This is a genomic window from Spirosoma daeguense, from assembly GCF_054776875.1.
Genome location: NZ_BAAHBF010000003.1, coordinates 250,538 through 262,989 on the forward strand (window position 1 = coordinate 250,538; position 12,452 = coordinate 262,989).

The 12,452-nt window shown below is 46.8% G+C and carries 10 protein-coding genes; 4 read left to right on the plus strand and 6 right to left on the minus strand.

Annotated elements, in window-relative coordinates; translation table 11 throughout:
* Nucleotides 1-29: 29 nt before the first annotated feature.
* Nucleotides 30-1,346, plus strand: coding sequence for a hypothetical protein (locus ACYVD4_RS10240; protein WP_460945131.1), 1,317 nt, complete (start codon nucleotides 30-32; stop codon nucleotides 1,344-1,346).
* 37 nt (nucleotides 1,347-1,383) lie between these two features.
* On the opposite strand, the gene ACYVD4_RS10245 is transcribed toward ACYVD4_RS10240, so the two are convergent.
* Entirely contained in the window at nucleotides 1,384-2,703 is a 1,320-nt protein-coding gene (locus ACYVD4_RS10245; protein WP_460945133.1) for an MFS transporter, read from the minus strand.
* 369 nt (nucleotides 2,704-3,072) lie between these two features.
* On the opposite strand from ACYVD4_RS10245, the gene ACYVD4_RS10250 reads away from it, so the two are divergent.
* Nucleotides 3,073-3,783 (plus strand): GNAT family N-acetyltransferase, encoded by a 711-nt coding sequence (locus tag ACYVD4_RS10250; protein WP_460945135.1) that lies wholly within the window; start codon nucleotides 3,073-3,075, stop codon nucleotides 3,781-3,783.
* A gap of 215 nt (nucleotides 3,784-3,998) precedes the next feature.
* Here the strand turns inward: ACYVD4_RS10250 and ACYVD4_RS10255 are convergent, their stop codons facing one another.
* The 3 genes from ACYVD4_RS10255 to pdxA form a co-directional block, all read right to left on the minus strand.
* Nucleotides 3,999-4,634, minus strand: coding sequence for a DNA-3-methyladenine glycosylase (locus ACYVD4_RS10255; protein ID WP_460945137.1), 636 nt, complete (start codon nucleotides 4,632-4,634; stop codon nucleotides 3,999-4,001).
* 102 nt (nucleotides 4,635-4,736) lie between these two features.
* Complete coding sequence (locus ACYVD4_RS10260; protein WP_460945139.1) at nucleotides 4,737-5,624, minus strand: YicC/YloC family endoribonuclease; 888 nt, start codon at nucleotides 5,622-5,624, stop codon at nucleotides 4,737-4,739.
* A gap of 137 nt (nucleotides 5,625-5,761) precedes the next feature.
* Entirely contained in the window at nucleotides 5,762-7,237 is a 1,476-nt protein-coding gene (pdxA, locus tag ACYVD4_RS10265) for a 4-hydroxythreonine-4-phosphate dehydrogenase PdxA (RefSeq protein ID WP_460945141.1), read from the minus strand.
* 142 nt (nucleotides 7,238-7,379) lie between these two features.
* On the opposite strand from pdxA, the gene ACYVD4_RS10270 reads away from it, so the two are divergent.
* On the plus strand, nucleotides 7,380-8,333 hold the full coding sequence (locus tag ACYVD4_RS10270; RefSeq protein ID WP_460945143.1) for a 2-hydroxyacid dehydrogenase: 954 nt from the start codon (nucleotides 7,380-7,382) through the stop codon (nucleotides 8,331-8,333).
* On the opposite strand, the gene ACYVD4_RS10275 is transcribed toward ACYVD4_RS10270, so the two are convergent.
* Nucleotides 8,317-10,119, minus strand: a complete 1,803-nt coding sequence (locus tag ACYVD4_RS10275; RefSeq protein WP_460945145.1) for an IPT/TIG domain-containing protein — start codon at nucleotides 10,117-10,119, stop codon at nucleotides 8,317-8,319. The two genes, ACYVD4_RS10270 and ACYVD4_RS10275, sit on opposite strands and share 17 nt — an antisense overlap.
* A 207-nt stretch (nucleotides 10,120-10,326) precedes the next feature.
* On the opposite strand from ACYVD4_RS10275, the gene ACYVD4_RS10280 reads away from it, so the two are divergent.
* Nucleotides 10,327-11,862, plus strand: a complete 1,536-nt coding sequence (locus ACYVD4_RS10280; protein WP_460945147.1) for a P-loop NTPase family protein — start codon at nucleotides 10,327-10,329, stop codon at nucleotides 11,860-11,862.
* Between the two features lie 72 nt (nucleotides 11,863-11,934).
* Here the strand turns inward: ACYVD4_RS10280 and ACYVD4_RS10285 are convergent, their stop codons facing one another.
* Nucleotides 11,935-12,255 carry a heavy metal-binding domain-containing protein gene (locus ACYVD4_RS10285; RefSeq protein WP_460945149.1) on the minus strand — a complete coding sequence of 107 codons (321 nt, stop codon included), beginning with the start codon at nucleotides 12,253-12,255 and terminating at the stop codon, nucleotides 11,935-11,937.
* Between the last annotated feature and the right edge of the window lie 197 nt (nucleotides 12,256-12,452).

The window sequence follows — 12,452 nt, forward strand, 5'->3', positions numbered from 1 at the left end:
TAACGCGGCCGAGCTGACGTCCCAGAAATATGAATCGAATCACATCTATAAAAATACTCACATTGCAGGTGTTGCTGGCATTTTCGTATGCAAACGAAGCTGTCGCACAGACACCTGCACCAATCAAACGCTACGTTAATTTATTCCATCTTGAAAAGCTATATCAACCGGTAAAGTTAGCATCCAATGGGGTTGAAGTTGGTACGGTAGCTATTTACAGCGAAGCACCTGATTATCATCTCGTAACGGATGCCGATGAAGGTTTTACCTGTATCGACGACGTAGCACGGGCGGCTTTATTATACCTGCACGAGCCCGATTTGTCAGTTAATAAAGACAAACAGAGCCGGTTACGCGCAATGACCGAATTTGTGCTACAGCTACAGGCTGATAGCCGGGACCCCGGCGCGGGCTATTTTTACAATTTTCTCTGGCCTACTTTCACCATCAACAAAACCTTTCGGACGAGCGTTGCTGAACCTAATTTCTGGTCGTGGCGGGCTATGTGGCTGCTGACGGAAGCGTATCCGTATTATCAGAAAAACGACGTAGCGTTTGCCGCCCGAATCCAGTCAGCCATTCAAAAGCTAACCACGAATCTGATGCGTGATTTTGGGAGCAAGTCTAAAACGTATACGTCTGTTAAAGGAATAAACGTGCCGAAATGGCTTCCGTTTGGTTCGGGCACCGATCAGGCGGCTATCATCCTGCTCAGTCTGGCAAATCTCAATCAACAAGTCTCTGATGTCAACGTAGTAAAGCTGGCCGATCAACTGGCCGAAGGTATTCTCGCGATGCAACATGGCGATGCTACTACGTATCCATATGGCGCTATTTTAAGCTTTGAAAATCATTGGCACGCTTACGCCAGCGACCAGTCGTATGCATTACTACGTGCTGGAAAGGCATTTAACAGACCTGCCTGGATTGCCGCATCAAAACGTGAAATTGACAATTTCTATCCGTATCTGATTCAGCAAGGCTTTCTAGAGTCTTTCGAAGTTGAACAATCGGATAGTAAGATTAAACCTGTAAAAATCAGCCAGTTCTCACAGATTGCATATGGTATGCGACCTATGATCTGGACCACATTAGAAATGTATGACCAGACGAAAGAAGCTAAATATGCCAATATGGCGGGTAAACTGGCGAGTTGGTTTTTGGGTAAAAACGTGGCCAATAATGTAATGTATGACCGAAATACAGGTCGCGGGTACGACGGCATTGGTGCGAATGGAAAGGTAAATCGGAATTCGGGTGCCGAATCGACAATTGAAGCGCTTTGGACTTTTCAACGTATTGAGCAATATCCTGAAGCTATAAAAGCACTGGAGACTGCTAAATAACGTATTGCGCTACGTAGTAGGCAAATGTTCCGACAACCTATCTGTGACGAAGCGTAAAAAACGTAACTAACGTAGCGACGGCTGCGAGACCACCGGCAAACAGACCAATGGTAGGAGCCTGTACTACGTTCAGGGCATGGCCCGCCAAGTAAGACCCGGCAATATCTGAGAGATTTACAAAGGCCATATAGGTTGTAAACTGGGAACCTTCGACACCTTTTCGACATAAGGTCATAAGTACGGGCATAGCTGCTACGCTAATACTTGGGTCCATAAAATAAAGCGATACCAATCCCACCTGTGCCACCTCCTGATGCTTCCACAACGCTGATAAGCTATTGAAAGTGAGCAAATAAATAGCAACCAGACTCAGTACAAAAACTAATAATCGTCTGGGGCCAATCCGGTCGGCTACAAAACCACCGGTGAGGGCTACCAACGTAGCGACAATCATACCATACGTACCAGTAAGCAACGACACCGACGTATCGGCCCAGCCCAGCCTTTGAATCAAATGGTAGTTATAAGCTCGCAGAAATAGGCTGATGCTGACGTAAGCCATAACCACCGAGCCAAATAAAAGCAGGCTCTTTCTGGAAAATAATCCTCGAAACAATTCCGTAAATAACCACCGAAAATCGGGTTGATACGTAGCAGAAGAAGGAGTCGGTGTTGTGAGGATTCGGTTCGATGTAATAGCTTTTTTTCGGACAGGCCAGGGAAGAAGCTGGTCTGCTGGTCGTTCGCGGATGAATAACGTCAGCAATGTGAACGCGAGCAGGCAAAGTGATTGTGTCAGCGCAGCGGCATAAAAACCACGATTACTTAAGATATGTGAGAAAACGGCCGCGCCTACCCCCGTGCCAATCAGAAAACCAGCCCGCATAAATGCATTGATACGTCCTCGTTCATTTTCGGGTATAATACTGATGGCCATAGCATCGACGCTGGCATCCTGAATACCCGCAAATACACTATGTCCAAAGAAAAACCACGCCAGTGTAGTAATCTGATTCATAGGGTTTGGTAAGAATAAAATTCCCAATGAAGCCAGAAAAGCCAGAATTTGAGCGCCCAGCACCCACGGTTTTCGGCGGCCCATTACCGAATTCTGATAACGGTCGATCACCGGTCCCCATATAAATTGAAATGCCCAGGGTAAGCCTACAATAGCTGTGAATGAACCAATAGTAGAAGGATTAATGCCTTTGGCTGTGAGGTGATTTGTGAGCGCTGTTAAGGAAAAACCCGCCGGAATTCCCTGCATTACATATAGATAAAAAAAGACGACGTAACGAAGTGGCTGACTTCGGCTAAGGACAAGCCAGTGGCGTTTAGAAGCAAAAAAATCAGCCATACATTCAGTAGTGTCGGCCAGCGAACCAATCTCTGACCAACGTTTGAGCGTATAGGACTTGAGGATTAAGAAATATGTTTTGGCCGTTGGCGAACTATCCTAAAAAAAATCCGTTATGCTATTGCAAGACCCGGATAATCTATCTAAAATTGTCCGCGTTTTCGCACAAACCCAAATGGCAAAGCTCGTTTACATACCGACCTTCTTCCATACTACGCCATTTCGGTTTAGGTCCGAAAGGACTATTTCTTTTTGTTTGCCTATGTGGTAGACCTCTCCGCTCATTTTTTCGTTTTTTTTCTCACAACAGATCCGTACGGATTACACTGTCTCCGTTTCTGCGGCTTCACAACCGCCCGATAAACGACAATGATTAAACCCGAAGTAGTTAACGACGAATATATCGTTCAGGTAGCCAACGAAAACCATCTACGGTTGGCCGAAACCATCTGTAAAGAGATGGAGGAAAGTGCAAAAGCTCGGGGAACCGGTATTGCCAAGCGCTCGCCTATTTACATCATGGAAAAAATGCTGGAGGGCAAAGCAATTGTTGCCACAACAATCTCCGGCGATTGGGTTGGGTTTTGCTACATCGAAACATGGGAACATGGTAAGTTTGTGGCCAACTCAGGCTTGATTGTGCATCCTGAATACCGTAAGAGCGGTATTGCCACCAAGATCAAAGCCAAAGCCTTCGAGCTTTCGCGGACGATGTTTCCGACGGCTAAGATTATTGGTATTACCACGAGTCTGGCAGTTATGAAAATTAACTCAGATCTTGGTTATCAACCGGTTACGCTCAGCGAGTTGCCCGGCGATGAGGCTTTCTGGAAAGGTTGCCAGACCTGTACAAACTTCGACATTCTGACCCGCACCAATCGGAAGCATTGCCTATGCACGGGTATGCTTTATAATCCGGAAGAGCATAAGCAGGAAGAGAAGAATGAAAAGTGGAATTTCCTGAAAGAATCGAAATTGTACGAACGCTGGATGCGCCTGAAAAAGCGTATTCTGCTACGTATAAATCCAATTGAACGGGCGCGGCTAAATAAGCGCGAGCGCGAAATGGAGCCAGCCTGATTCAGCTAATAAATTCTTGAAGCGAGTTGTGAAAAAGTTGATGGCAAAAAATGCCGGACTTTTTCACAACTCGCTTTTTGTGTTTTTAGATGTAATAAGTACCCGGCTAAAATCCCTCTCGGCCTGTCGGAAAACGCTCGGCTTCTGCCGGACTGTGACCTCTGACTTTTTTAAGTCCCTCCTCTGGTTTTTAGGGGAGGGAATACGTAGCACGGCTACTTTTTACTGACGTAACGGTTGTCTTTGATATAGTAGCGATAAGGCAAATCGACTCCCTGTGTAATACCGATACGTGTTGTCGTAACCATGTCGAAATCGTGGAGAACAGGGCCGCGTATGAAGATATTACCTGTAATTAACGATGTATCATTGTCGCGCTCACGACGAATGCCCATTGCGATGGTGAGCTTGCTGGGGCCGTTACCTAAACTACGTTGACCTGCGGCATTTTCCAGATTGATACTGTTGTTTCGGTACCGTTCGAAACCCGTTTTAAACGCTTCATTCCGACGTAACGCCATCAGATCAAGCCCTTCGGTGGGTTCTAAAGCACGAATCAACACGGCCTCTCCTACGCCTTCTGGGCCGGTTACTACGTTGATGCAGTTGTAATGATTGTAAATCTGATACACATATAACGTACCGGCCGGGCCAAACATAGCGGCATTTCGGTTCGTTTTTCGGCGGTAGGCATGACAGGCCGGATCGCCGGTTAAATATCCTTCAGTTTCGACAATAATTCCCGACGTAGTGCCCTCGGGTGATTTATGTACGAGTTCACAACCCAGCAGTAACTGAGCTAGGGTGAGGGTATCGTGTTTCTCGTAAAAGGTCTGGTCAAGGATGGGCATTTCTTGTTATAAAGTTGTAGGGTTATAAGGTTGTAGAGTTCATGTTCGTCAAGCCAAGAACTTTACAACCTTATAACCCTACAACTTTATAACTCCCTTTGTTTAAATCACATTCATGGTCTGCTCTTTTATCTTTTCCAGTTCGTCTTTCATCTGTACTACGTAGCGCTGAATCGTGGCATCGTTTGCTTTGGAGCCAATTGTATTGATTTCCCGGCCAATTTCCTGCGAGATGAAGTTGAGTTTTTTACCGTTCGCTTCTTCGGTTGCCATCACTTCCAGAAAATAGCTGAGGTGGTTTTTCAGACGAACTTTCTCTTCAGAAATGTCAAACTTTTCGACGTAGTAAAGCAACTCCTGCTCAAAGCGGTTATGGTCGAACGTATCGTTATCCAGTAATTCTTTGACCGAATTTCGCATACGCTCACGAACAGCGGGCATACGGCGAATATCCTGTTCCTCTACGTCCTGCAAACGATCTGAAATAATCTGAATATACTCCTGAAACTTACCTTCCAGCACAGCACCTTCCTGCGTTCTGAATTCATTACAACGCCGGAGAGCTTCCTGCACTGCTTTTTGAACAGTTTCCCAATCGGAGACATCGGCCGTAGGGTCTGCTGATTCGGTCAAGAAGGCATTAGGTTGTTGCAAGGCTAACTGAAATACTTCGCCGTCGGGAATGCTCATGAGCATAGAATTCGCGGTTTCTTTCAGATCATTGACATAGGCAGCTACGAGTTGCCGATTGATCACAACGCCCGGACGAATGGCGTTGGTACGGGCCAGATTAAGCGATAATTCTACTTTACCTCGTTCCAGTTGATGGGTTAACTGCGCGCGGAGTTCAATTTCTTTATCCGAAAACTGACGCGGAATACGGCAATGAATGTCTAAAAATTTGGAGTTCAGCGTTTTTACTTCGGCTGTTACAGCCAGACCGCCTGCTTCTACGGTTGCATTGCCAAAGCCGGTCATTGATTTCAGCATCAGGAATAAAGTTATAGAGTTGTAAGGTTGTAAAGTTATAGAGTTATAAAGTTGTAAGGTTATAGGGTTGTAAAGTTGTAACGTTTCAACGGTTGTTACACTCACTTTATAACTCTAAAACCTTATAAGCTTACAACTCACTTAAGCGCTCCTGCTTCAAGTTCCAGAAATTCCTTTCGGTAGCGTGCTACGTCGATGGCGGTGTAAATCGCCTGAAGCATAGAGGTTTCGTCGGCAATTCCTTTTCCGGCTATATCATAGGCGGTGCCGTGGTCGGGCGAAGTGCGAACAGCAGACATTCCGGCGGTGAAATTAACACCTTCCTCAAACGCAATCGATTTAAACGGAATCAATCCCTGATCGTGATACATAGCCAGTACAGCATCGAACTTTGTATAGGCCCGTGTACCGAAAAATCCGTCGGCAGGGTAGGGGCCAAAAACCAGTTGCCCTTTGTTGCGCCAGTCATTCAGCAGCGGCTTAATTACTTCCTGTTCTTCGTTGCCGATGAGTCCTTCTTCGCCAGCGTGTGGATTTAGACCCAGTACAGCAATTTTTGGTTTCTCGATACCAAAGTCCTGACGTAGCGACTGCATCATCAGCGTAAGTTTCTGCGAAATACGGTCGCGTGTTACGTTCTGGCGCACACGTCCGAGCGGAATATGGCCTGTAACAACGCCTACACGCAGCTTTTCGCTCACCATAAACATCAGGTTATCCTGAACGCCAAATTCCTGCCCCAGATATTCAGTATGTCCCGGAAACTTGAACTCTTCCGACTGAATATTATACTTATTGATCGGGGCCGTAACCAGCGCATCCAGTTTCCCATCTTTCAAATCATCGACGGCACGTTGCAGGCAGGCAAAAGCGGCCTGTCCGGCTTCGGGCGTTACGTGTCCGGGCTGAATATCCTGATTCTGGTCGGGCCAGCACGTAATGACATTGGTAAGCTTATGACTGATCTGCCCAATTGTCTGCGCACCGTTCAGATTCCAGTCTTTTAAGTTTAACAGGTTCCGATACCGATTCAAAATCCGCATGGAACCGTAAATGACTGGCGTACAGATTTTCTGCAACCGATTGTATTGCAACGCTTTCAGAATTACTTCGGGGCCAATACCATTATAGTCGCCGAGCGAAATGCCAATAACCAGTCGATCTTCGCGCCCTCCCTGTTCTGCCAACGTAGGAGCCTGATTGCCAGAGTCGCGCGGATCGGCGTAGGGATTATTCATCGATTCGCGGGCCGACTGACGATTTTTAGTATTGTTGCTACGTTCGGGTTGGGCATCGTCGCGTTGGCGGGCTTCGGTCGGACGCTGATTATTTACTTGTGCAGCATCACGCTGCTGCTGTGGTCGCTGACCAGAACGCTGATTCCGGTCGGCCCCATTAGCATCGGGCGACTGGTTATTGCTGTTCCGATTTTCATTCCGCTCACCGCGATTGTTCCGATGCCTGTTATCGCGCTGCTGCGACGGTTGTCGGTTATCTGGATGCCCATTTTGAGGGGCATTTGCTGGTTTTTCAGTAGGCTGGGCATTGTTTTTTTGCCCATCTGCCGATGTATTTTGGGGTTGGTTCGATTCGCTGGGTTGGCGTTGTTCCATGCACTTTTCGTAGTTTCGCCAGAGTAAAATGGATAATTTACAATGAATAATGAACAACGGACAGAGCCTGAAGGGCATAATATCCCTTATTCAATTGTAAATTATTCATTTAATATTGGCGCAAGTTACAAAAACCCCACAGATGTTCCAGAGTCCTCCGTCTATTCTGATTGCCGATGAAATGCATCCATCGTTATTTGCGATGCTTACCGATGCGGGCATCCACTACGATTATCAACCTAAAATAAGTCGTAACGAGCTTCTGACGGCCTTAGAGCCATTTACTGGCCTGATCATACGTAGCAAAACAACTATCGACGACGAAGTGCTACGTAGCGCCCCCAACCTTCAATTTATCGGCCGGGCAGGTGCTGGTCTGGATCTGATCGACCTCAACGCGATTGAACGACGGGGAATTCAGGTTTTCCATGCGGGAGAAGGCAATCGCGATGCCGTGGCTGAGCATACTCTTGGTATGTTGCTAGGACTATTGGCTAATATTCTAAAAGCCGACCGAGAAGTAAGACAGGGTATCTGGGATCGCGAAGGCAACCGAGGCTACGAACTGGGAAATATGACAGTTGGCCTGATTGGTTATGGCAACAACGGCCGGGCTACGGCCCAGCGATTGAGCGGTTTCGGTTGCCGGGTGCTGGCATACGATAAATTTCTCACCAACTACGGCGATAGGTTCGCGCAGGAGGCTACACTGGAACAGATCAAAGCCGAAGCCGACGTAATTAGCTTACACATTCCGCTCACCAGCGAAACGCGGATGATGATTAACGATACGTTCATTGCAGAGGTAGCGAAACCGTTTTATCTGATCAATATTGCCCGTGGCGAAATTACGTCACTGGCTTCCGTAGTTCGTGGGCTGGAAAGTGGAAAAGTACGTGGTGCTTGTCTCGACGTACTGGAAAACGAGAAACTGGCAAAACTTACGCCCGAACAGCAGGATACGTTCAATTATCTACGCCAATCAGATCGGGTTGTACTTACTCCACACGTAGCGGGCTGGACGCACGAAAGTTACGTTCGTATCAACGAAGTTCTGGTTCGACAGATTCAGCCAATTCTTACTTCGTTACGGTAAAACTGGCAGTGGTACAAACGGTACCTGCTTCGTTGATCAGGCAGATTGGGCCTGTAACAGCGCCGGCGGGTACCGTCACTTTATACGTATTGCCTACCCCAACCATTGTAGCGGCAACCGACGTACCGTTTCCAAAACGAATTTCTTTGACCGACGCGATATTATCGCCCTTCATGATAATATCATCACCGACTTTCCCTGTCTGGGGAGAAAAGTCGATGTTAGTAATTAGCCGTATTGCTGTGAATGCGGGTGTTGTGGATTCGCCAGCCGCATTTACTACACGCATCGCGCCCGTCTGAGCCGTGGCAGGTACAGTTACCCAACGCTCTACATCCGTGTTCCGGCCACCGTCGGGGGCTTCGGTTGTCATGCCTGAAAAGAAAATCTGAGCGTTCAGCAGGAAATCGCCACGCAGCACCACGCGGTCGCCGGGGCGGGCTTTGGCCGGAATAATATCGGTGATAACTGGGTTCTGTACAACCACAAGCGGAGTTGTTGTAGCGATAAAACCTGCCCTGTTGTATACCGTAATGAGGCCGCTGGTTCCATTGGCTGGTACGTCGACAATAAGCGAACTTCCTTCAGTACGTGTTGTAATAGGCACCGAAATGTTATTGATACGAACTTCGGTAATCCGATGAAGATTTTGGCCAGTAATGGTAACTGGTCTGCTACGTATCTGCCGCACCGGACTAAACGTAATGGTCGATGGTGCTACGTAGAAGAAAAACGATTCTGTGGCTGTAGCCGCACCGCCAACACCACTTACGGCAATGGCAACTTGTGTTGGTGCACTCAAAGCTGGAACCGTAGCTTCGATTTGCGTATTACTCAACACCCGGAACGTAGCAGCCGTGTTGTTAAACATAACAGACGTTACGTCGGCCAGATTGAAACCGGATAGAACAATTTTATCCCCTGCAATACCATCACGAGCATTCAGACCACCAACATAAGGCGGCTGAATAATCAGCAGACTATCCGGACTTGTAGCCACCAGTTTTTCAAAAACGGTAACCGTAACAAACCCCGACGTAGCGGCCTGTGGCACGATGGTTCGTATCTCAGAATCTTTTACAGTGGTCTGATTTCTGTCCATAGCCAGCCCATTGATACGTACTACGCCATCGGTAAGGTTTGTGCCGGTAATAACCAGCTCGGTTCCCGGTCTGATTTTTCGGGTCGAAAGGCTGTTAATCTGCGGAGTACCGGCAACAATAAATGTAGTCGTGAATTGATATTGTTCCTGAGCGGTTTCAATGGCTAAGGTTCTGGGCCCGCGAATCACCGTTGCTGGCACACGTACTAAAATTTTTGTTGCCGAGCTATCAACAATAATGGCATCGATTTCGTCGAATCTGACCCGGTTTAATTGATTCAGATAATTGCCTGTTATCGTTACCAGAGTTCCGGGTAGCCCATTGGTTGGAGTTATCGAAACACCTGAAGGTGCGGGTTGCCTAACTGTGAAAGGAAGTGGATCAGATGAACCCTCGGTGTTACGTACCCGAACTTGAGTCAGACCGGGAGCCACGAGCGGAACCGTTACCTGAATTGTATTTTCGTCGTGGCTGATAATAGCCGCAGTGACGGCCGAAGCAGCCATCCCAAACGTAACAACTGGTTCTGAGCCAAACTGGTAACCAGACAGAACAATTGTTTTGCCAATGTACTCTCCTGAAGCCGATAATTTGATTAATTCGGGCGGGTTATTCTGAACACGACAACTCAGTGCACCAAGAAATAGAACGAACAGGAAGAAAAAAGATGTAATCGTCTTCATAACAGCTACCAGCAATCCCCTCGACGGTAATGGGGGCAAAATTAGTCAATTTAAGCGTCTAAAAACCATTTCCTTCGAAAGCCTGTTGTTTAAGTGATGAGTGATAAACGATGAACGATACGTAATGAACGACGGATGCAGTTGATGCATAATCGTTCTTTACATATCACTCATCGTTCATCATTCATTATTCATCACTTAGAAAAAATGAACTACCGCAGCCTGAAGCCATCAAAATTATTATCGATTACTACGTTAGGCGACCTGAAAGCCGCCGGTTATCAATCCCGTTCGATTAAGCAGGAACTTCGCGAAAATCTGATTGAACGAATAAAGGAGAAAGAAGTAGTGTTTCCCGGAATATGGGGCTATGAAGATACCGTTATTCCCGATGTGGAGCGCGCCATTCTATCGATGCACCATATAAATCTGCTTGGCTTGCGTGGTCAGGCCAAGACCCGGATTGCCCGTCTGATGGTCAATTTGCTGGATGAATATATTCCGGTGGTGGCTGGCTCCGAACTGAACGATGATCCGTTACAGCCCCTGTCGCGTTTTGCGCAGGACGTAGTAGCCGAAAAGGGTGATTTGACACCAATTACCTGGTTGCACCGTAATGACCGTTACACCGAAAAACTGGCCACGCCCGACGTATCGGTGGCTGACTTGATTGGCGACGTAGACCCGATCAAAGCCGCTACGCTTAAACTCCCGTATTCCGATGAACGTACCATTCACTTTGGTCTGATTCCTCGTTCGCACCGGTGTATTTTTGTGATTAATGAATTGCCTGATTTACAGGCTCGTATTCAGGTGTCGCTGTTCAATATTTTGCAGGAGGGTGATATTCAGATCCGGGGTTTCAAGCTTCGTTTACCGCTGGATATTCAATTCGTTTTCACGGCTAACCCCGAAGATTATACCAATCGCGGAAGCATTGTTACACCCCTGAAAGACCGTATCGATTCGCAGATTGTAACCCACTACCCCAAATCCATCGAAATCGGCAAGAAAATTACCATGCAGGAAGCTATCGTAAAAACGGAGCAGAAAGGCATGGTAAAAACCAACGAGCTGGTAGCGGATTTGATCGAACAAATTGCGTTGGAAGCTCGTGAAAGTGAATACGTCGATTCGAAGAGTGGTGTTTCAGCCCGGATGACGATTTCGGCCTATGAAAACCTGCTTTCTTCGGCTGAGCGACGCGCGCTTTTTAACAGCGAAAAAGAAACCTACGTACGTATCGCTGATCTGTATGGCGTAGTACCTGCCATTTGCGGTAAGGTTGAACTGGTTTATGAAGGCGAAGTTGAGGGACCGGTTATTGTGGCGCAGAATCTTATTGGAAAAGCTATTCGGAACCAGTTTTTGAATTATTTCCCGAATCCGGAAAAAGCCAAGAAAGATAAACGGGGAAATCCTTACAAGAAAATTACCGATTGGTTCGGCGATGGCAATACGATGGATATTCTGAGCAATCTGACCAATCGCGATTACGAAGCTCGCCTACGTAGCATCGACGGTCTGGATGATCTGATTGATGAGTTCCATCCCCGTATAGGCAAGTCAGAGAAATTGTTTATGATGGAGTTTGCTCTGCACGGTTTGGCCGAACATTCGCTGGTTGGTAAAAAAGCCATGGATACGGGCCAGTCGTTTAAAGATTTGCTCGGTTCGATGTTTAACCCCGGCTCACATTTCGGTGAAGAAGATGAGGAGGAAGACGACGATGACCGCTTCTGATTTCTATTAAATAATGCAAAAAGCGCTGAAAGCAATAACCTTTCAGCGCTTTTTGCATTATAAACCAGTCTATTACGATGCTATAACGGCTGTGCCGTTAGCACTCACCATTAGCATAGAGCCGTTACCACCGATGGTTTCGTAGTCGAGGTCAACTCCAATAATAGCGTTGGCACCGAGCCGGGTAGCCTGATCAATCATTTCTTTAATCGCAATACTTTTGGCCTCGCGCAGCCCCTGTTCGTAGGCGCCCGAGCGTCCGCCAACGACATCGCGGATGTTTGCAAAAAAGTCTTTGACGAAGTTTGCCCCAATGATGGCTTCTCCATTAACAAGTCCAATGTATTTGGTGATTTGCTTGCCTTCAATATTGGGCGTAGTGGTTACGAGCATGAAGAATAGTTCTTAGTATGATTCGTAAAGTTATAAAGTAATTATTTCCGGGAGAAACTCGAAAGAAACCAGGCCATCGGTTAATGATACGTATTGGCCTTTATAAATGACAGGATAATTTAATAAATCATTATGCTAAAAAAGGTTTCTCTGTTATTTGCATAAATTCTATTGGGTATATACGATGTGAAATTGAA